Origin of the sequence: Mesorhizobium loti R88b (assembly GCF_013170845.1) — a bacterium.
Classification (GTDB): domain Bacteria; phylum Pseudomonadota; class Alphaproteobacteria; order Rhizobiales; family Rhizobiaceae; genus Mesorhizobium; species Mesorhizobium loti_B.
On sequence record NZ_CP033367.1, the window covers coordinates 1124547 to 1142469 of the forward strand.

Sequence of the window (17923 nt, forward strand, 5' to 3'; positions counted from 1 at the left end):
GGAGAAGAAATGCGCTACGACATCGTCATCATCGGCGGGGCCATCGTCGGGTCCTCCATTGCCTACTATCTCCGCGAGGAAGGGTTTTCCGGCTCGATCGCGCTGATCGAGCGCGACCCGCAATTCGCGCATGCGGCAACGACGCTGTCCATGGCCTCGATCCGCCAGCAATTTTCGATTCCCGAAAACATCCGCCTGTCGCAGTTCACGCTAAAACTTTTCCGGCGGCTGAAGGAAGAATTCGGCACGGACGCCGATATCGGTTTCCGCGAGGGTGGCTATCTCATCCTCGCCGGAGAAGCCGGGCTGCCGATCCTCAAGGCCAATCATGACGCGCAGATCGCCGAGGGCGCCGACATCGTGCTGGAGGACGCCGAGCAGCTGACGCGGCGCTTTGCCTGGCTGTCGACCGAAGGCATTTCCGCCGGCGCCTATGGCCGGAGCGGCGAAGGCTGGTTCGACGCGCATGCGATGCTGACGCTGTTCCGCAAGGCACTGCGCGACAAGAAGATCGATTTCATCGCCGCTTCGGTCACCGGCATTGCGCGCGACGGCAACCGCGTCACGGGCGTCTCCCTCGACAATGGCCAGACGCTGGAGGCCGGCATCGTCGTCAACGCCGCCGGGCCAAACGCCGGCAAGGTCGCGGCTTTCGCCGGACTGGCGCTGCCGGTCGAGCCGCGCAAGCGCAACGTCTTCGTCTTCGAGGCGCGCGAGAAATACGCCGACATGCCGCTGCTGGTCGATCCCTCCGGCATCTATGTCAGGCCGGAAGGCTCGGTCTACCTCACCGGTGGCGCCGAGCCGGAAGAGGGCGACGGCCCAGCCGACCCCAAGGATTTCGAAGTCGACTGGCCGTTGTTCGAAGAGGTGGTCTGGCCGGTGCTGGCAACCCGCATCCCGGCCTTCGAGGCGATCAAGGCGACCCGCGCCTGGGCTGGGCACTATGATTACAACACGCTGGATCAGAACGCGGTGATCGGGCCGCATCCCGAGGTTGGGAATTTCCTGTTCGCCAACGGATTTTCGGGCCACGGCCTGCAGCAGGCGCCGGCGGTTGGCAAGGCGCTGGCCGAGTTCTTGGTGCATGGCGGGTATCGGACGATCGATTGCTCAGCGTTTGGCTATGAGCGCGTGGCCGAGGGACGGGCGTTTCGCGAATTGAATGTGATTTGAAGAGTGCTTCTTCCTTCTCGCTCACAAGGGGGAAGGAAGGCCTAGGCAACCATCGCATCAACCTTGAGTGCGTTGCCAAGTGCATGGCCTGATGCCGTGTTGTCGAAAATCCCCCAGACTTCGGCGCCCGAAGCGGCCGCTGCTTGCACCTGCCGGCTGATTCGGTCGAGGCTTTCGGCGTCGTAGTCCGAGTAATAGACGCGCGGCGTGCCGTGCCAGCGGAAATAGGCGAGGCCGGGCCAGCCGCCCGGCGTCGCCGCGAGAGGAACCGGAGCCGGGTCGGCTGCCACACGCGCGATCTGGCGGCCAGCCAGAAGCGCCTCCGCTTCTGCTTCGAACCAGCCGGGGTGGCGCGGTTCGCAAACGAGCCTGGCCTTTGTTCGCTTGCTCAACATGTCGAAGAAATTGCCGGCAACATCCGCTTCGAACGGCAAGCTCGGCGGCAGCTGCACCAGAAGCACGCTCAGTTTTTCACCGAGACCTTCGACCTGCTGCAGAAACGTATCGGCAAGCCCATCGCAATCCGACAGACGATGCTCGTGGGTCATTGCCTTCGGCGTCTTGACGGCGAAGCGGAAGTGCTCCGGCACGGAACTTGCCCAGCGTTCATAGGTCTCGCGGCGATGCGGCTTGTAGAAGGATGTGTCGATCTCGACGATCGGGAAGCGCTGGGAATAACGTTCGAGATGCGAGCCGGGCTGCGGGAAATCTTGCTTGTATCGGGTTGGAATTCCCCAGCCGGCCGTGCCTATGAAATATCCCCGCTCTTCCATACCTGGGATGTGGACCAGATGCGGTGCGGGTCAAGGCGAAGGTGCGTGAAGATCGCTGCCAACGGACCCGATGCTCAGGCCGCCGACAGTCTTCCAGCCTCGACATACGCCTGGAGCCAGGCCAGCACCCGGCCCCAACCCTCGGCATGCTCAGTGGCCGCTGCACGCAGCCCGGCAAAACCGCCATGGCAGATGGTGAGGCGCGTGCCCTTGGCAATGGGTTCCAGGAGCCAGGCAACCGTCGTCTGCCGCCTGCCAAGCGTGGGGTGATCCCATGCATAGGCCCGCGTCTGCACGATGCGGCGCGGCGCTTCGATCTCGAGGAATTCGCCGCCGGCCGGCAGATCCCTGCCGTCAGCCGTGCGGACGACAACCGTCCAGTGGCCGCCGACGCGAAGGTCGGCTGACCAATCGAGCACCCGGTCGGTATGGGCGGACCCCCACCATTGCTCGACTTCCTTGCCGACCAGTGCCCTGAAAATGTGCTCCGGAGGTGCTTCGATGTCGGCCGATGCCATGACGGTTTCGCCGTTGGTCATGCTCTGCGCGAAAGGGCTGTGCATCATCATGGGCGCTTCCAGCGATATTTGTTTCGGTATCGGAACGAGCCTTTCATCCCTTCGATGGCGGGCGCTCAAAACCCTTGCCGGTCTCAAGCAGGCTCTTCAGGCTGGCCAGCACCAGCGGCCATCCCTTGGCGACGTTACCGATCAGGCTGTGTGGCCCGTCTGCTTCATGGGTGACGGCAAGCTTCATCAACTCGCCATCCTGTTCGATGGTGAAGGTGCAGCGCGTGTAGCCGTCTTCCCTCACCTCGGGCATCCATTCGTTGCGCCATTTGATGACCAGGCGTCGCGGCGGATCAATCTCGAGGATCTCGCCGCTGTCGGCGACGCGGCCGTCGGGGAATATCAGTTTCCAGCTGGAGCCCACTTTCCAATCGCTCTCCTGATAGGAGCAGAGGAAGAATTGCCGGTTGAACTCCGGGTCGGTCAGCGCCTCCCAGAGCTTCTCGGGCGTGGTGCGGATGTAGGTCACGTAAACGAAGCTGTTGGTCATCAGTCTTCCCTTTCGAGGCGTTTCTTCAGATCGCTGAGGGCTGTCAGCCGCCCTCGCTCGAATTTGCCGATCCAGCGTTCAGCGATCTCGTTGATGGGAACTGGGTTGAGGTAGTGCTCCTTCTCACGGCCCCGGCGGAGCGTGGTGAGGAGGTTTGCTTCCTCCAGGATCGCCAGATGCTTGGTCACCGCCTGGCGCGTCATGGCCATCTCCTCGCATAGAGCGTTCAGCGTCTGCCCGTTCCTGGCATGGAGGCTGTCCAGCAACTGCCGTCGTGTCGGGTCGGCCAGGGCGCGAAAAACTGCATCCATGCTCATGGCTTTAATATGCAACCATTTGGTTGCATGTCAAGCGGCAAGAGCGCGCGCCATTTGCCGGCTGGATACAGTCACAGGCGAGAAAATCAGCCCTTGCGGTCGAACCAAAAGGCATCGGGCATGCGCTTCATGCCGATGCGCTCGTAAAAGCCAACGGAGTCAGACACGGAGAGAAGGCTGATGGCGACGGAGGGTCCGAGTTGCCGCCGCGCCTCATTCAGCAGGCCCTTGCCAATGCCAAGTCCCTGCGCCGATTGGGAAACGGCGAGCTCCGAAACATAACACACCCAGGAGAAGTCGGTGACGGCGCGAAGGAGGCCGATCAGGGGCTTGCCTTCGATGTCGAGGCGCGCCGTCAGGACCAGATTGGCGCCTAACAGCATCGCCTGCAGCCTGGCTGGGTCATCGACAGGCCGTGTCTCGCCGAGGCCGGATTCCACCAGAACGCGGCGGAATTCGGCGATGTCGAGCGCGGGTTCGCTGTTGTAGAGGACATGGGAGTTTTCAGCCATGGCAGCCAGACTGCACCAATGGGTGGCGAATTCGAAGCCGTTGCTGGCTATTATTTCTATGCATGTCGTTCTCCCAAAACCGGGGCCACTTTTGGGCGACATGCATTACCTCTTGTGCCAGCGCGCACAAACAGTTGCCTTTTATTTGCCCCCGGCTTTGTGTAAACCGTGCCTCAGCAAATCCCCCGCAACGAAAACACGGGCCTAAGCCATGGAAAAATTCACCAAGCTCACCGGCGTCGCCGCTCCCATGCCGATCGTCAATGTCGACACCGACATGATCATCCCGAAGGATTATCTCAAGACGATCAAGCGCACCGGGCTTGGCACCGGCCTGTTCGCCGAAATGCGCTACAAGGACGATGGTTCGGAAAACCCGGATTTCGTGCTCAACAAGCCGGCCTACCGCAAGGCGCAGATCCTGGTTGCCGGCGACAATTTCGGCTGCGGCTCGAGCCGCGAGCATGCGCCGTGGGCGCTGCTCGATTTCGGCATACGCTGCGTCATCTCGACCTCGTTTGCCGACATCTTCTACAACAACTGCTTCAAGAACGGCGTGCTGCCGATCACCGTCAGCCCCGAGGATCTGGAAAAGCTGATGGATGACGCCTCGCGCGGCTCCAACGCCACTTTGTCGGTCGATCTCGAAGCCAAGGAAATCCGTGGTCCCGATGGCGGCGTGGTCAAATTCGACCTCGACGAATTCAGGCGGCACTGCATGCTCAACGGGCTCGACGATATCGGCCTGACCATGGAGAAGGCCGGCGCCATCGCCTCGTTCGAGAAGCGCAACGCCGAACAGCGCCCCTGGGCCTGAACGGCAGCACCTGACGGTAACCCCGGCCGCTTTCAGGCCGGGTTCACGGCGACTGAATTGGGGGGACAGCCATGACACGTTCGCTTCTAGCCGGCGTCTGCGGGCTCGCTCTGTTGCTGGCGCCCGCCGCGTTCGCGCAGACCCAGACACCCGCCGCGCAGCCGGCGCCGGCGACGGATCAGCCGGCAGCTGACCCGGCAGCGAACGCCGCCGATGCCGCCGCCGACGACAAGCAGGCGCCCGTGCCATTCGAGGGCGGCCAGCTGACCATCACCCAGCCGCAGCAGGACGGTGAGAAGGTGCTGGCCTATGACGGCCAGCAACTGGCGAGCAATTATGACGTCTTCTTCGACAAGATTGTCGAGGTCGGCGGCGTCAAGGTGGCGCTGTTCGATGTCGGCGATGGCGGCAACCAATGCGGGCCGGCGACAGTGATCATCTGGAAGCCGGAAGGCGGCACCATCCAGAGCACCAAGGTCGAGCAGGATGAATGCGGCGCGCCGCCCACGGCGGTGTCCGACAGCGCCATCTATTTCGTGCCCTATCTCCTGCCGGGGGAAGAGAAGCCGGCTTTGCAATGGTCGCCGACGGACGGGCTGACGATTTCGGGCAATCTGACCTACATGCCGGAACCCGGCACCGACTGGAAAGACATAAATCCGGAAAAATACCAGAACATCATCGATGCCTTCCACAATGAGGCCGTCTACAAGGAAGCCGAGACGCTGCTGGGCAAGGACATGACCGACATGGCGACCAGCCTGCTGGTCGGCGGCGGTACGGAAAAGACCGCTTCAGGCGCCTTCTATGCCACAGGCTGCGTGCCGCATGATTGCGGCGGCAATGACGGCTTCATGGCGGTCGACCCGGCCAAGCAAAAGCTCTACTTTGCCCGCCGCGGCGACGATGGCCAGCCGAAAGGCTGGCCGGCGCTGGCGACATGGCCGGCCGATATCAAGGCAGCGCTGGACAAGGCTCAGGGCGCGGCGAACTAACGGGCCTCGCCAAGGGACGTCTTCCTGCTGCCATTTCCGGACGGAGGTTACGATGCAGAATCGGCGACAAGTAACGACGGCCGGGCTGCTTCTCGGCGGCGGCCTGCTCGCACCGACGCTGGCTCGGGCGGCGACCTCGCCTCAATCACTGGCGGAACGGTTTGCGGCGACATTGAGCGCAGGCGATATCGATGGCTTCTCCGGATTGTTCGCCGACACCTATGTGAATCATCAAAAAAGCGCCGCGGCACCGCCACCCGCGAACATCACGCCGAAACAGGGAACCGTGGCCTTCTTCAAGGCGCGGCTGGTGGCAATGCCGGACCTCAAGGTTGCCACGGAAGTCGTGGTCGCGGACAAGGACCATGTGGCCGCGAGCTTCGTCTATAGCGGCACACACAAGGGCACCTATTTCGGTGTAGCACCGACCGGCCGGACACTGCGCTTCACCTCCTGCGACATTTTTCGGGTGCAAGAAGGTCTGATCGTCGAGCATTGGGGCATGGGCGACATCGCAGGCGTCCTGGCGCAACTGCGAGCCTGACCATCCAAAGCGATCGAACATCCTGCAGAGGGGCATCCATGCGAAAACTCATCTCCACCGGTTCGCCGTTCGAAAAGACAGCCGGCTATTCGCGGGCCGTGGTGCAGGGCGACTGGTGCTTCGTGTCGGGGACGACCGGCTACGACTATGCGACGATGACGATGCCGGAGACCGTCGAGGCGCAGACGCGCAACTGCCTGGCGACGATCGGCAAGGCGCTTCACGATGGCGGCTTCGACATGGCAGATGTGGTGCGGGCGCATTACTACATCACCGACCAGGCCTTCGTGGACGTGGTCTTCCCGATCCTGGGCGAGACCTTCGGCGACATCAGGCCGGCGGCGACTATGATCGTCTGCCAGCTCAACAAGCCTGAAATGAAGATCGAGATCGAGGTCACGGCGCTGCGGCGGACAGCATGAAGGTCCGGCGCATCATCGCCAATATCGCGACATCGGATATCGCGGCGGCCAAGCGATTCTATCAGGACGTGCTCGGCCTCGTCCTGCTGATGGATCACGGCTGGATCGCCACCTATGGCTCGCAAGAAAAAATGGATGTGCAGATCAGCTTTGCCGAGCAGGGCGGCTCGGGCACGCCGGTGCCGGATCTGTCGATCGAGGTCGATGATGTCGAGGCTGCACTCCAAGGCATGAAGGCCGCCGGCTTCGCCATCGAATACGGACCGGCCGACGAGCCCTGGGGCGTGCGGCGGTTCTATGTGCGCGATCCCTTCGGTCGGCTGGTCAACATTCTCTCGCATCGGTGAAGGGTGCTTCTCAACGCCAGGCTTGCGCCGCAAGCGCTTGGCGTTTAGCAAAGCGCCGGTTCAAATCTTTTCTGGGACGGTTTTCTCCATGGCAACGAAGCATCTTTTCCTGCTCCCCGGCGACGGCATCGGCCCCGAGGCCATGGCCGAGGTCAAGAAACTGATCGCGGCCATGAACGACAAGTTCGCCAGCGGCTTCGTCACCGATGAGGGCCTGGTTGGCGGCTGTGCCTACGATGCGCATGGCGCGGCGATTTCCGATGCCGACATGGCAAAGGCGATGGCGGCCGACGCGGTGCTGTTTGGTGCCGTCGGCGGCCCGAAATGGGATGCGGTGCCCTACGAGGTGCGCCCCGAGGCCGGCCTGCTGCGGCTGCGCAAGGACATGGAACTGTTCGCCAATCTGCGCCCGGCCATCTGCTATCCGGCGCTGGCTGCTTCCTCCTCGCTCAAGCAGGAAGTTGTCGAAGGCCTCGATATCCTCATCGTGCGTGAACTGACCGGCGGCGTCTATTTCGGCGAACCCAAGCAGATCATCGATCTCGGCAACGGCCAAAAGCGCGGCATCGACACGCAGGTCTACGACACGTTCGAGATCGAGCGCATCTCGGGCGTCGCCTTCGAGCTGGCGCGCACCCGCAAGAACCACGTCACCTCGATGGAAAAGCGCAACGTTATGAAGTCGGGCGTGCTGTGGAACGAGGTCGTCACCCAGACCCACAAGGCGCGCTACTCAGACGTCAAGCTCGACCACATGCTGGCTGACGCCGGCGGCATGCAGCTGGTGCGCTGGCCAAAGCAGTTCGATGTCATCGTCACCGACAATCTGTTCGGCGACATGCTGTCCGACATCGCCGCCATGCTGACCGGCTCGATCGGCATGCTGCCATCGGCCTCGCTCGGCGCGCCCGATGTGAAGACCAAGAAGCGCAAGGCGCTCTACGAGCCGGTACACGGCTCGGCGCCCGACATTGCCGGCAAGGGCATCGCCAACCCGATCGCCATGATCGCCTCCTTCGCCATGTGTCTGCGCTATTCCTTCGGCATGGTCGAGGAAGCCGACCGCGTCGAAAGCGCGATCGCCGCCGTGCTCGACCAGGGCCTTCGCACCAAGGATATTTTGTCCGAGGGCATGACCGAGGTCGGGACGGTTGAGATGGGTGACGCGATCATCGCCAAATTCCTGGCTTAAGTCGCAGGGGACTTGGCTTAGCGGACATCGCCGGCAAGCTGCCGCAGCAGGCCGACGAGCTGCGCCTCGTCCACCGGCTCGAAAAAGGCAGCATCGGCGGTCTCGACGGCAACGATGGCACGCTGCGCCGCCGCGGCCCCTGTCGGGGTGATGCGGATCACCTTGGCACGGGAATCCCTGGGGTCTGCCTCCCGCACGATCAATCCTTTTGCCTCGAGCCGGGCAACGACATCCGACGTCATCTTCACCTCGGTGCCGGCCTGGGCGGCGAGTTGCACCTGGTTGGGTGGCTCGCCATTGCGGCCGAGCCACATCGCCGAGGCCAGCAGCACGAACTGGACATGCGTCAGGTCGAGGGGAGCGAGCGCCGCGGTCATGACGCGCTGCCAGCGCATGGTGGTTCGCCAGAGCAACAAGCCGGGGCTCTCTGAAGGTCCGCTGAAGCGCGTGTTCAAATCCTGCCCATCAGCCATTTTTCGCCAATGCCTCCGCCTGCTCGAACAGTTTGGCCATCGACACGTCGAAATCGCCGCTGATCTGCGGGCCGAGTTCGGGGCCGACCTCGGCGGCCGAGGGGCCGGAAATTTCGAGCCTGTGGGTCACCTGCGTGCCGCCTTCAACCGGCACCAGCGTATGCCGGAACAAGAGCCTGGTGTCACCAAACGAGGTCTCGTCGGCATAGGTGACGTTATCGACGAGATCGACGATGACAGATTCGAACGTGTCCTGGCCAACCGGGGTCACCGAGACGCGGGTGCCCTTGGCGAACGGCCCGTGCAGCACGAAAGTGTCGGACCCTTCATAGGTGAGGCGGCCTTCATGCAGCGCCTTGAGCGCGTTCCAGATGGCTTGCGCGGGAAGGGACGAAATCGCGGTGTATTCATTGGTCCACATTGTCTTGGCTCCTGTCCGATCGACCATTCAATCTGTGCACAGACTATCTGTGCACAGATTGAATTGCAAGGGGAATCTTGCTGCTACGCCTGGATGGTGCCAACTCCTTGTTTTTACGCGGTTTCGGACGGGTATGCCGCTACAGTCGTTATATTCGGACGCCCGCCGGCACCGGTCCCCACTGGTTTTCGCGGGCCTGCGTCGGGATGAACGCAAAGACCAGGATGATCAGACTGCCGATGGTGGGGATCAGGATCACCAGGCAGAGCCAGCCGGTCAGCCCGATGTCGTGCAGGCGGCGCACGATCATGCCGAGGCTGGGCAGGAAGGTGGCCAGCAGGAAGGTGCCGCACAGGCCAACGGTGACCGCCGCTGATATGCCGGTGTCGAAATTGCCCATTTCGATGTCGGTGAAGATGCCGATGCCGCCGATGATCAGCAGGCAAACCGTCCAGAACAGGCAATAGCTCCAATATTCCTTGCGCCGGGCGCGGCCGGCAAAATTGAAGTAGTTCTGGGTCACGCTACGCCAGAAATAGCCCCAGAGATCGGTGGGCTCGGCCGTGTCGGCCGTCCGGCCGAAATTCTGCGTCTGCGGTACGGCGGGCGCAGGTGCAGGGTTGGCTTGAACCGGCGCGGCGCTTGTGCCGGCGGCCGGGCTTGCGGTCTGGGCGGCCACCGGAAAGACGTCGCGCGCCTGGCCGCCGCCTGGCTGGAACTCGACCGCCGTGCCGTTGGGCATTGCTGCCTGGCGGCGCAGGTTCTCGCGGGTGAAGGTGTAGCGGTTGCCGTCGGCTCCGGTGATGAAGCCGAAGCCCTGGTTCTCGTCATAGTGAAGCACTTCGCCGCGCATAACCCACCCCTTGTCACCGCGTCCCTGCCAAGATGTGGCACAGGGCCGAGCTTGGGGGCAAGCCGTGTTCCCCGGCTACCGCCATCGCGGCAAATAAAGCATAAGACATCGAGTGCAACCGTTTCGCCAAGCAGACAATGACAGTCGAACGTTCCGATGCCGGCGCTGTGATCGAGGACGGGAACATCGCAACGTCCTCCCCGATATTGGCCATCGACGCCACCGGCCTGATGTTGTGGCCTCCCGGCAAGGGCCTGGCGGGCATTCCGCGCGTGGAAAGCTTTCTCGTCAACGCCGCTTTGGCGGATCCCGATCCTTGCGTCGAGGTGGTGGTGTTCAGGTCCGGGGAAGGCCGGTTCCGTCCACTTGCACCTTATGAACAGGACCATGTCGCGGCGGGCGAGATTTCGCCCCATCGTGTGAAACGATGGCCGGGGCTAAGGGTGGCGCTGTCGCAGGCCTTCGAGGCGGTGCGGCAGCAGCCCTGGGCCAAGCGCGAGACGGACCGCCACTTGGCCAAGACGGTGACCAACGGCCGCAAGGGGGTCGCCTACCAGGCGACGCGGCTGCTGATCCGCTTCTATCGCCTCTGCCAGCGGATGAAGATCGGGTTGGGCTTACCCCTGGATGCCGCAAGCCAGCCGGCCGGGGCTGAACAGGGCCTCGCGCTGATCAGCCATCATATCCTGACCCAGGAGGACCGGTCCGCCGTCTCGGGCGAGGCCGGCAAGCTTGCCTTCCTCTGCCACGATATCATTCCGGCATTGCGCCCCGACATGCTTGGCGCGGGCACCGGCGAGCGCCGCTTCGGCTCCTATCTCGAACACCTCGTGCGCCAGGGCGCGCCGGCATTTTGTGCGTCCGACGAGGTTGGTGCGACACTGACCGAGCATATGCGCGAGGCCGGCATCGCCGCGCCGGTGGTGTACCGGTTCCCTATGCCCTCCATCCTGCATGCAAACGCATCGCGCGCCGGCACGACCTCGCGCATCGAAGGCGGCGAGCCGTTCGTGCTCTACTGCTCGACCATCGAAGTGCGCAAGAACCACATCCTCTTGGCGCGGATCTGGCAGCAGGCGCTGGAAGACGGCGTCAAGCTGCCGCGGCTTGTCTGCGCCGGGCGCTGGGGCTGGATGATCGAGCCGCTGCGCGCCTATCTCAAGGCGCATCCCGAGCTGCCGCAGTCGGTGACGTTCACCGGGCTGGTCAGCGACGAGCAGCTCATCCAATATTATCGCAGCGCCACATTCGGCGTTTTTCCCTCGCATATAGAAGGCTGGGGCTACGGCGCCTCGGAATGCCTCGATTTCGGCGTTCCGGTCATCGTCTCGACGACGCCGTCGTTGATCGAGGCGACCGGCGGGCTGATGCCGGCGATCGATTCCAACGATCAGGCCGGCTGGTATGCCGCCATCCGCAAGATGGCCGACGATCACGCCTGGCGATCCTCGCTGGCGGAGCGCATCGCCAGGCAGCATCGGCCGACGCCGGCATCGGCCAGCTGGGCCGCCATCAAGGCCGGTCTGCGGGAGAGCGCATCTCGCCGTTTTTAGATTTCACGAGCAGTTCATCATTTCACGGAAACGATGAACTGCTCTAACTCTTTGTCTGACGCAATTCCGAACGGAAAACCGCTACACACTTTTCCTGGAATTGCTTTAGGACGGCCGCTTCGGCTTCTTGTGCTTCGGCGGGCCGGCATTGTCGAATTTCGGCTTGCCCGGCTTTTTCGCCCATGGCTTTGCCTCATGCGCGGCTGCCGGGCGCTGGTCGGCTGCGGCCGGCGCACGCTTTTCGAATTTGCGCTTCGGCGCGTTGGGGTCGAACGGCCCCTTGCCGCGGTGCGGTTTCTTGTCCGGGCTCGGCGGCTGGTAGCCGGCGCGCGACAGGTCCGGCGTGCCCTCCAGCCGCTTTACCAGGATGTTGCCCTGCAATTTGCGGTCGGGACCGATCGCGGCCAGAAAACGGTCAGCCCAATCCGCCGCGATCTGCACGAAGGTTTCTTCCGGCTGCATCTTGATGGCGCCGATCTCGCGCTTGGAGATGCTGCCGGTGCGGCACAGCATCGGGATCAGCCAGCGCGGCTCGGCATTCTGCCGCCGCCCGATCGACAGCGAGAACCAGACACTGTCACCGAAATCGTCGCGGCGGCTGGGCGCCTCGTCGCGATGTGCGAACTTTTCGCCCCCCGGTCTTTCCCGCGAGGGCGTGAAGGGCGCGATATCCAGGAGATCCTCGGGCGCCGAGCGGCTGGCGCGGCACTGGCGCACGAAGGCGGCCGCCACCTGTTCGGCGCCATGTTTGGCGAGCAGCGCGTCGATGAACTCGCGCTCATCCTCCTTCACCGGCTCGTCGAAAACCGGGTCGGCAAGGATGCGCTCGTCGTCACGCCGCATCACGTCGTCGGCCGAGGGTGGGCTTGCCCATGTCGCCTTCAGCCCGGCGTTCTGTAGGAGCCGCTCGGTGCGCTTGCGGGCGCTGCCCGGCACGATCAGCGCGCTGACGCCCTTGCGCCCGGCACGCCCGGTGCGGCCGCTGCGGTGCAGCAGCGTTTCCGGGTTGGTCGGCAGGTCGGCGTGGATGACCAGTTCGAGGTTGGGCAGGTCGATGCCGCGCGCCGCGACATCCGTGGCGATGCAGACTTTGGCGCGGCCATCGCGCATCGCTTGCAGCGCGTGGCTGCGCTCGTTCTGGCTGAGCTCGCCCGACAGCGCGACAACGGAAAAATTGCGGTTGTTGAAGCGTGCAGTCAGGTGGTTGACGGCGGCGCGGGTGTTGCAGAACACCAGCGCGTTCTTGGCCTCGTAGAACCGTAGCACGTTGATGATGGCGTTCTCGCGGTCAGCCTGGGCGACGCTCAGCGCCCGGTACTCGATGTCGAGATGCTGCTTTTCCTCGCCGGCCGCCGAGATGCGCACGGCATCGCGCTGATAGCCTTGGGCCAGCGTTGCGATCGAACGCGGCACGGTGGCCGAAAACATCAGCGTGCGGCGGTCGGCTGGGGCGGCGTCGAGGATGAATTCGAGATCCTCGCGAAAACCGAGATCGAGCATCTCGTCGGCCTCGTCCAGCACCACCGCCTTCAGCGCCGACATGTCGAGCGAGTTGCGGGTGATGTGGTCGCGCAGGCGGCCGGGGGTGCCGACGACGATATGGGCGCCGCGGTCCAGCACGCGCCGCTCGGTGCGCATGTCCATGCCGCCGACGCAGGACGCCACCGTCGCGCCGGTCAGTTCATAGAGCCACTCTAGCTCTCGCGTCACCTGCAGCGCCAGTTCGCGCGTCGGCGCGACGGCCAGTGCCAGCGGGGCTGCTGCATGGCCAAAGCGCTCGGCGTCGCCCAGAAGGGTCGGCGCCAGCGCCAGGCCGAAAGCGACGGTCTTGCCGGAGCCGGTCTGCGCCGACACCAGCGCATCGGCTTGGCCGAGCTCCAGAACCGCCTTCTGCACGGGCGTCAGTTCGGAATAACCGCGTTTTTCCAGCGCCTGTGCAAGCGCTGGGACAATAGCTTCGAAGTTGGACATCTCGCTCTTTCGGAATTCAGGGTTCTGCGCTCATCATGGAGCACGAGCCGGGGCCGGCGTCACGCCAGCCAAACAATCTTGGCCGTTCGTACTTCCTGGCGCCGCTCTTGTACAGGGCGCGCCTTGAAAGCCAGGCGGTGCGTCGCCAATTGACTCCTGCCGCAAACCGCGTAAAAGCCCGCTTCGAACGGGATCGTTTTCGATGCGCGGCCTTTTGATGGCTCTTCTTGCATTCGACGCCCCCAGCCTCAATGCACATCATTGGGCCGGGCGTTTTGGCGCGTCCCCTCGTTCCAGCAAAACTACGGCCAAAAAAACCACCACCAAAACGGTGTGATTCCCTTGGCCTAACCACCCTCTCCCGGGTCCGGCCCGGGGGACGGAACCCGCATCGGCCAGCGGGTTTTCTCCAAAAACCAAGCGGAGAGGGACAGGAGATTTTTCGATGAGTTTCAAGGTTGCAGTCGTCGGCGCCACGGGCAATGTGGGCCGGGAAATGCTCAACATACTGGAAGAGCGCGGCTTTCCGGTAAGCGAAGTCGTGGCGCTCGCCTCGCGGCGCAGCCAGGGCACGGAAGTGTCGTTCGGCGACCGCACGCTGAAGGTCAAGACGCTCGACCAGTATGATTTTTCCGACACCGATATCTGCATCATGTCGGCCGGTGGCAACGTCTCCAAGGAATGGTCGCCCAAGATCGGCAAGCAGGGCTGCGTCGTCATCGATAATTCGTCGGCCTTCCGCTATGACCAGGACGTGCCGCTGATCGTGCCGGAAGTGAACCCGGACGCGATCTCGCTGTTCACGCGCAAGAACATCATCGCCAACCCGAACTGCTCGACGGCGCAGCTGGTCGTGGCGCTGAAGCCTCTGCATGATTTCGCCACCATCAAGCGCGTCGTCGTTGCCACCTACCAGTCGGTGTCAGGCGCCGGCAAGGAAGGCATGGACGAGCTCTTTACCCAGACCCGCGCGGTCTTCGTTGCCGACGGCGTCGAGGTCAAGAAGTTCACCAAGCGCATTGCCTTCAACGTCATCCCGCATATCGACGTCTTCCTCGATGACGGCTCGACCAAGGAAGAGTGGAAGATGGTCGCCGAGACCAAGAAGATGCTCGATCCCAAGATCAAGCTGACGGCGACCTGCGTGCGCGTGCCGGTGTTCATCGGCCATTCTGAAGCGGTCAACATCGAATTCGAGAAGCCGATCACCGCCGACGAAGCGCGCGATATCCTGCGCGAGGCTCCCGGCTGCCAGGTCTTGGACAAGCGCGAGGACGGCGGCTACATCACGCCGCTCGAATCGGCCGGCGAGGACGCCACCTTCATCTCGCGCATCCGCGAGGATTCGACCATCGACAACGGTCTGTCGATGTGGATCGTCTCCGACAATCTGCGCAAGGGCGCGGCGCTGAACGCGGTGCAGATCGCGGAGCTTCTGGTCGAGCGCGGCCTGATCCAGCCGAAGAAGAAGGCGGCCTGACGGCTGTTTGTTTTCGCTCACGGGCCGTATCGCCGCTGCCGCGGCTGGCCCTGCGCGGGCGCGCCGGACGACCGGCGGCCCGCGGTCGCGGGCTCGGCCTTCGGCCGGGGCGCCTCTTCCTTCTCCCCGTTCAACGGGGAGAAGGTGCCCGAAGCGCGGATGAGGGGCAGCGCCGGCCTGCGTTGAGAAACGCTATGAACGATCCCGCCAAAATCACACTTCGCCCGGCCACCGGCTCGGACGCAGCCGCCATCGCAAAACTCATGCGGGCGGCGCTTGGCTCGTTCGACTGGATGCCGGTCATCCACACGCCGGCCGAGGACCTCGCCTTCATCAGGGATATCGTGCTGCCACGGCAGCAGGTGACGGTCGCCCAGATCGGCGAAGAGATTGTCGGCTTCATTGCCGTCTGCGGCGATTGGGTGGAACAGCTCTATCTCGACCCGGCCTGGACAGGCCAAGGCATCGGCAGCCGGTTGCTGATGGACGTGACCACTACCCTGCCGATCGTGAAACTGCATTGCTTCCGATCCAACACCGGCACCCGGCGCTTCTATGAGCGCCATGGGTTCCGTGCTGAGTCGTTTGGCGACGGCACGACCAATGAGGAAGGCCTGCCGGATATTCTGTACGTCCGCAGGCGTTATCTAGCGCCGGCGCGGCCATCGCAAGCCGTCAGTCACGCGGTATCTGACGGCCCTGCCCGCCGGCTTCCCAAATGATCTTGAAGCGCTCCACCATCAATGAGAACAGCCGCGGGGGCAGCAGGCCGTAGTCGTAGCGATCGATTGAATGCGGCACCGGACGGAGATCGTAGCCCGGCCATGCAAAGCGATTGCCTTCGTGAAGCATCACCCATGAGCGCTCGCCGTCCAGACCGAGATGGCGTTTGACAGCGGGAGGCAACTCGATCGCCACCGATGGGTCCGCCGGCGGCGCATGTGTGATCGGCACCACTGTCACGATCAAACCGTCAGCGCCGCGTTCGACGGCGAGTACGATCACACATGGACGATTCTTTCGTCCCTCTTCCTGTCCGGCCTGATGCTCATGATGCCACAGACAGGCGTAGGAGATCACAAGGCCGAGCTGCGGATCGGGAAGAGGCATGCCTTACTTGGCGTCCATCAAGGCATTGAGATGGTCGTGTTCCGATGACATGCGGCCGCTGGCGATGGCATCCACTTCCTCGCGCTTGAGATCTCTGGTCGCAAAGGATCTCTGGGCGAGGTTCTTGTAGCGCTGAAGATCCTCATACTCGACGGCCGAAACGAAATAGCCGGTGGGGCGTCCATGGCTCATTACGGCTACCGGCTCACGCTGCACGATTTCACGGTAGCGGCCGAAATTGCGGGTGAATTCTGTGGTGGGGACTTCACGCATGGCGTTCATTCCTAAATCGCGCGATTTACGCATTAAGCGTAATTTACGCTGATTTCGGGAATCTGTCAAAGCTTAGCCGGCGCTGTCCTTTACCAACTGGCGCAGCAGTTCCAGCGCCTCCTCCGCCCGCGCAGCCGGGACGAAAAGATGATCGTGATAAAAGGCCGAGACCGGATTGACGCCCATGCCGGCGCTTGCCAGCCGCGTTGTGATGGCGGCGAGGAAGCCGACTGCTTCCAGCGATGAGTGGATGTTCAGCGTGATCATCCGGCAGCGGAACGAGGCAGTGAGTCCGGCTGCCTTCGCAGCCTCCTCGGTCACGATCAGCGTCTGGCCTTCACGCTCGCGAAACACCATCACCGGCTCCAGGCCTTCCGGTTGGGCAACCCCATGTGCAAGGGTGACGAAGACATGGACGCCAGGAAGCAATTCCGGTGTCATCGATGCCAACAAGGTCTTCAGATCGGTCTCGCCGGTCATTTTTTTCTCATGCCTGATGTAGGACGGGGCCAAGTCTGCAGGCCTTTCAATATCCGTGACTGAAGCAAGCCGATAGTCCGCACGCTGCACGCACGACATGGCGATGTCGCTTGCCGATGGGCTTGCGAAGCTATCGCATCGCACAATAGAGAAGCTGAGGACCCGCGCCGGTCCGTGAAAGGCTCTTCGATGATCGTTCGCCCGCGTCCGGGGTTCCTGCAGCTGTTCTTCATCATGCGCGGTTCCGTGGTGCCACGTATCCTGCCGCAGATTTTTGGTTTTGCGCTCTATTCGGCGATCATCGTCGCCCTCGCACGCAGGTTTCAGCTGGATCTTGGCGTCTTCAACATCACGCCGTTCGGACTGGTAGGCGTGACCCTGTCGATCTACCTCTCCTTCCGCAACAACGCCGCCTACGACCGCTGGTGGGAGGCGCGCAAGCTGTGGGGCACGCTGGTTTTTGAGATCCGCAATCTGGCGCGGGCCACGACCAGCCTGATCGCCGACCCGGCCGAGCAGCGCGCTTTGCTCATGGAGGCGCTTGCCTTCTGCCATTTCCTGCGCGGCCAATTGCGCAAGACCGACAGCATCAATGACGCCCGCGCCTTCATCGATGCGGATGCGGAGACGGCCGCAAAATTCGCCAATCCAGCCGACGAGATGGTCAGGCGCATGGGCCGCCGCGCCAATGCGCAGCGCCGCGTCGGCGAGGTCGATTCGATCGGCTTTCGCATCCTGGATGAGAGGCTGGCATCGATTACCGCCATCCAGGCCGGCTGCGAGCGGATCGCCGGCACGCCGCTGCCTTTCGCCTACACGCTTTTGGTTCACCGCACGGCCTACATCGTCTGCCTGCTGCTGCCGATCGGGCTGATCTCGACAACCGGCTGGGCAACGCCACTGTTCACGGCGCTGATCGCCTACACCTTCTTCGGCCTCGACGCACTTTCGGAAGAGCTCGAGGATCCGTTCGGCACCGAGGCCAACGACCTGGCGCTCGACGGCCTCTGCCGCGTCTGCGAAATCTCGGTGTTCGAGGCGCTGGGCGAAACACCGCCCAAGATGATTCCGGCCGAGAGGTTCTATTTTTCCTGACGATGACCGTCGGAAATTTGCAGGCGCTCTGGTCAATAGAGGACAGCCGCGAGTTTATAA

The 17923-nt window shown here is 63.1% G+C and carries 23 protein-coding genes; 11 read left to right on the forward strand and 12 right to left on the reverse strand.

Annotated features, from left to right (window positions below; all coding sequences use genetic code 11):
* Positions 1–9: 9 nt before the first annotated feature.
* Complete coding sequence (locus EB235_RS05330) at positions 10–1176, forward strand: NAD(P)/FAD-dependent oxidoreductase (RefSeq protein ID WP_027031995.1); 1167 nt, start codon at positions 10–12, stop codon at positions 1174–1176.
* A gap of 41 nt (positions 1177–1217) precedes the next feature.
* Here the strand turns inward: EB235_RS05330 and EB235_RS05335 are convergent, their stop codons facing one another.
* From EB235_RS05335 to EB235_RS05355, 5 genes are all read right to left on the reverse strand, one after another.
* Positions 1218–1949 (reverse strand): DUF72 domain-containing protein, encoded by a 732-nt coding sequence (locus EB235_RS05335; protein WP_027031994.1) that lies wholly within the window; start codon positions 1947–1949, stop codon positions 1218–1220.
* 74 nt (positions 1950–2023) lie between these two features.
* Complete coding sequence (locus EB235_RS05340; RefSeq protein WP_245268862.1) at positions 2024–2518, reverse strand: SRPBCC family protein; 495 nt, start codon at positions 2516–2518, stop codon at positions 2024–2026.
* Positions 2519–2561: 43 nt separating this feature from the next.
* Entirely contained in the window at positions 2562–3008 is a 447-nt protein-coding gene (locus tag EB235_RS05345; RefSeq protein ID WP_027031992.1) for an SRPBCC family protein, read from the reverse strand.
* Positions 3008–3325, reverse strand: coding sequence for an ArsR/SmtB family transcription factor (locus tag EB235_RS05350; protein ID WP_080680869.1), 318 nt, complete (start codon positions 3323–3325; stop codon positions 3008–3010). The genes EB235_RS05345 and EB235_RS05350 overlap by 1 nt, the downstream gene beginning before the upstream one ends.
* An 86-nt stretch (positions 3326–3411) precedes the next feature.
* Positions 3412–3837, reverse strand: a complete 426-nt coding sequence (locus EB235_RS05355) for a GNAT family N-acetyltransferase (RefSeq protein ID WP_027031990.1) — start codon at positions 3835–3837, stop codon at positions 3412–3414.
* Positions 3838–4048: 211 nt separating this feature from the next.
* Between EB235_RS05355 and leuD the strand changes: the two genes are divergently transcribed.
* From leuD to leuB, 6 genes are all read left to right on the forward strand, one after another.
* Complete coding sequence (leuD, locus tag EB235_RS05360; protein WP_027031989.1) at positions 4049–4654, forward strand: 3-isopropylmalate dehydratase small subunit; 606 nt, start codon at positions 4049–4051, stop codon at positions 4652–4654.
* Between the two features lie 71 nt (positions 4655–4725).
* The gene (locus EB235_RS05365) at positions 4726–5649 is read left to right on the forward strand and encodes a hypothetical protein (RefSeq protein WP_027031988.1); all 924 of its coding nucleotides are present in this window, start codon (positions 4726–4728) and stop codon (positions 5647–5649) included.
* Positions 5650–5701: 52 nt separating this feature from the next.
* Complete coding sequence (locus EB235_RS05370; protein WP_051429720.1) at positions 5702–6193, forward strand: ester cyclase; 492 nt, start codon at positions 5702–5704, stop codon at positions 6191–6193.
* A 38-nt stretch (positions 6194–6231) separates the two neighbouring features.
* Positions 6232–6615: a RidA family protein gene (locus tag EB235_RS05375; protein ID WP_027031987.1), complete on the forward strand. Its 384-nt coding sequence runs from the start codon at positions 6232–6234 to the stop codon at positions 6613–6615.
* Positions 6612–6962 (forward strand): VOC family protein, encoded by a 351-nt coding sequence (locus tag EB235_RS05380; protein ID WP_027031986.1) that lies wholly within the window; start codon positions 6612–6614, stop codon positions 6960–6962. Before EB235_RS05375 ends, EB235_RS05380 begins: the two co-directional genes overlap by 4 nt.
* 88 nt (positions 6963–7050) lie before the next feature.
* Entirely contained in the window at positions 7051–8154 is a 1104-nt protein-coding gene (gene leuB / locus EB235_RS05385; RefSeq protein ID WP_027031985.1) for a 3-isopropylmalate dehydrogenase, read from the forward strand.
* Between the two features lie 17 nt (positions 8155–8171).
* On the opposite strand, the gene EB235_RS05390 is transcribed toward leuB, so the two are convergent.
* The 3 genes from EB235_RS05390 to EB235_RS05400 all read right to left on the reverse strand — a co-directional run bounded on the left by EB235_RS05390 (position 8172) and on the right by EB235_RS05400 (position 9901).
* Positions 8172–8549: a MarR family winged helix-turn-helix transcriptional regulator gene (locus EB235_RS05390; RefSeq protein WP_245268861.1), complete on the reverse strand. Its 378-nt coding sequence runs from the start codon at positions 8547–8549 to the stop codon at positions 8172–8174.
* A gap of 70 nt (positions 8550–8619) precedes the next feature.
* Complete coding sequence (locus tag EB235_RS05395; RefSeq protein ID WP_027031983.1) at positions 8620–9048, reverse strand: polyketide cyclase; 429 nt, start codon at positions 9046–9048, stop codon at positions 8620–8622.
* A 148-nt stretch (positions 9049–9196) separates the two neighbouring features.
* A complete protein-coding gene (locus EB235_RS05400; RefSeq protein WP_027031982.1) occupies positions 9197–9901 on the reverse strand; it encodes a DUF805 domain-containing protein in 705 nt (234 codons plus the stop codon).
* Positions 9902–10038: 137 nt separating this feature from the next.
* On the opposite strand from EB235_RS05400, the gene EB235_RS05405 reads away from it, so the two are divergent.
* Positions 10039–11454 (forward strand): glycosyltransferase, encoded by a 1416-nt coding sequence (locus EB235_RS05405; protein ID WP_027031981.1) that lies wholly within the window; start codon positions 10039–10041, stop codon positions 11452–11454.
* Between the two features lie 105 nt (positions 11455–11559).
* Here EB235_RS05405 and EB235_RS05410 read toward each other — a convergent pair whose 3' ends face one another.
* Positions 11560–13425 (reverse strand): DEAD/DEAH box helicase, encoded by a 1866-nt coding sequence (locus tag EB235_RS05410; protein WP_027031980.1) that lies wholly within the window; start codon positions 13423–13425, stop codon positions 11560–11562.
* Positions 13426–13870: 445 nt separating this feature from the next.
* On the opposite strand from EB235_RS05410, the gene EB235_RS05415 reads away from it, so the two are divergent.
* A complete protein-coding gene (locus EB235_RS05415) occupies positions 13871–14905 on the forward strand; it encodes an aspartate-semialdehyde dehydrogenase (RefSeq protein WP_027031979.1) in 1035 nt (344 codons plus the stop codon).
* Between the two features lie 194 nt (positions 14906–15099).
* Complete coding sequence (locus EB235_RS05420) at positions 15100–15627, forward strand: GNAT family N-acetyltransferase (RefSeq protein WP_080680867.1); 528 nt, start codon at positions 15100–15102, stop codon at positions 15625–15627.
* On the opposite strand, the gene EB235_RS05425 is transcribed toward EB235_RS05420, so the two are convergent.
* The 3 genes from EB235_RS05425 to EB235_RS05435 all read right to left on the reverse strand — a co-directional run bounded on the left by EB235_RS05425 (position 15581) and on the right by EB235_RS05435 (position 16768).
* The gene (locus tag EB235_RS05425) at positions 15581–16015 is read right to left on the reverse strand and encodes a type II toxin-antitoxin system PemK/MazF family toxin (RefSeq protein ID WP_027031978.1); all 435 of its coding nucleotides are present in this window, start codon (positions 16013–16015) and stop codon (positions 15581–15583) included. The genes EB235_RS05420 and EB235_RS05425 overlap by 47 nt on opposite strands.
* Positions 16016–16018: 3 nt before the next feature.
* A complete protein-coding gene (locus EB235_RS05430) occupies positions 16019–16288 on the reverse strand; it encodes a type II toxin-antitoxin system Phd/YefM family antitoxin (protein ID WP_027031977.1) in 270 nt (89 codons plus the stop codon).
* A 72-nt stretch (positions 16289–16360) separates the two neighbouring features.
* The gene (locus tag EB235_RS05435) at positions 16361–16768 is read right to left on the reverse strand and encodes an ACT domain-containing protein (protein WP_027031976.1); all 408 of its coding nucleotides are present in this window, start codon (positions 16766–16768) and stop codon (positions 16361–16363) included.
* A gap of 189 nt (positions 16769–16957) precedes the next feature.
* Between EB235_RS05435 and EB235_RS05440 the strand changes: the two genes are divergently transcribed.
* On the forward strand, positions 16958–17863 hold the full coding sequence (locus EB235_RS05440) for a bestrophin family protein (RefSeq protein WP_027031975.1): 906 nt from the start codon (positions 16958–16960) through the stop codon (positions 17861–17863).
* The last annotated feature ends 60 nt before the right edge of the window (positions 17864–17923 follow it).

Bases quoted from the DNA above. Each gene is read 5' to 3' on its own strand.
- EB235_RS05330 (WP_027031995.1), top strand. From the start codon at position 10: ATGCGCTACGACATCGTCATCATCGGCGGGGCCATCGTCGGGTCCTCC.
- EB235_RS05335 (WP_027031994.1), bottom strand. From the start codon at position 1,949: ATGGAAGAGCGGGGATATTTCATAGGCACGGCCGGCTGGGGAATTCCA.
- EB235_RS05340 (WP_245268862.1), bottom strand. From the start codon at position 2,518: ATGATGATGCACAGCCCTTTCGCGCAGAGCATGACCAACGGCGAAACC.
- EB235_RS05345 (WP_027031992.1), bottom strand. From the start codon at position 3,008: ATGACCAACAGCTTCGTTTACGTGACCTACATCCGCACCACGCCCGAG.
- EB235_RS05350 (WP_080680869.1), bottom strand. From the start codon at position 3,325: ATGAGCATGGATGCAGTTTTTCGCGCCCTGGCCGACCCGACACGACGG.
- EB235_RS05355 (WP_027031990.1), bottom strand. From the start codon at position 3,837: ATGGCTGAAAACTCCCATGTCCTCTACAACAGCGAACCCGCGCTCGAC.
- leuD (WP_027031989.1), top strand. From the start codon at position 4,049: ATGGAAAAATTCACCAAGCTCACCGGCGTCGCCGCTCCCATGCCGATC.
- EB235_RS05365 (WP_027031988.1), top strand. From the start codon at position 4,726: ATGACACGTTCGCTTCTAGCCGGCGTCTGCGGGCTCGCTCTGTTGCTG.
- EB235_RS05370 (WP_051429720.1), top strand. From the start codon at position 5,702: ATGCAGAATCGGCGACAAGTAACGACGGCCGGGCTGCTTCTCGGCGGC.
- EB235_RS05375 (WP_027031987.1), top strand. From the start codon at position 6,232: ATGCGAAAACTCATCTCCACCGGTTCGCCGTTCGAAAAGACAGCCGGC.
- EB235_RS05380 (WP_027031986.1), top strand. From the start codon at position 6,612: ATGAAGGTCCGGCGCATCATCGCCAATATCGCGACATCGGATATCGCG.
- leuB (WP_027031985.1), top strand. From the start codon at position 7,051: ATGGCAACGAAGCATCTTTTCCTGCTCCCCGGCGACGGCATCGGCCCC.
- EB235_RS05390 (WP_245268861.1), bottom strand. From the start codon at position 8,549: ATGCGCTGGCAGCGCGTCATGACCGCGGCGCTCGCTCCCCTCGACCTG.
- EB235_RS05395 (WP_027031983.1), bottom strand. From the start codon at position 9,048: ATGTGGACCAATGAATACACCGCGATTTCGTCCCTTCCCGCGCAAGCC.
- EB235_RS05400 (WP_027031982.1), bottom strand. From the start codon at position 9,901: ATGCGCGGCGAAGTGCTTCACTATGACGAGAACCAGGGCTTCGGCTTC.
- EB235_RS05405 (WP_027031981.1), top strand. From the start codon at position 10,039: ATGACAGTCGAACGTTCCGATGCCGGCGCTGTGATCGAGGACGGGAAC.
- EB235_RS05410 (WP_027031980.1), bottom strand. From the start codon at position 13,425: ATGTCCAACTTCGAAGCTATTGTCCCAGCGCTTGCACAGGCGCTGGAA.
- EB235_RS05415 (WP_027031979.1), top strand. From the start codon at position 13,871: ATGAGTTTCAAGGTTGCAGTCGTCGGCGCCACGGGCAATGTGGGCCGG.
- EB235_RS05420 (WP_080680867.1), top strand. From the start codon at position 15,100: ATGAACGATCCCGCCAAAATCACACTTCGCCCGGCCACCGGCTCGGAC.
- EB235_RS05425 (WP_027031978.1), bottom strand. From the start codon at position 16,015: ATGCCTCTTCCCGATCCGCAGCTCGGCCTTGTGATCTCCTACGCCTGT.
- EB235_RS05430 (WP_027031977.1), bottom strand. From the start codon at position 16,288: ATGCGTGAAGTCCCCACCACAGAATTCACCCGCAATTTCGGCCGCTAC.
- EB235_RS05435 (WP_027031976.1), bottom strand. From the start codon at position 16,768: ATGACCGGCGAGACCGATCTGAAGACCTTGTTGGCATCGATGACACCG.
- EB235_RS05440 (WP_027031975.1), top strand. From the start codon at position 16,958: ATGATCGTTCGCCCGCGTCCGGGGTTCCTGCAGCTGTTCTTCATCATG.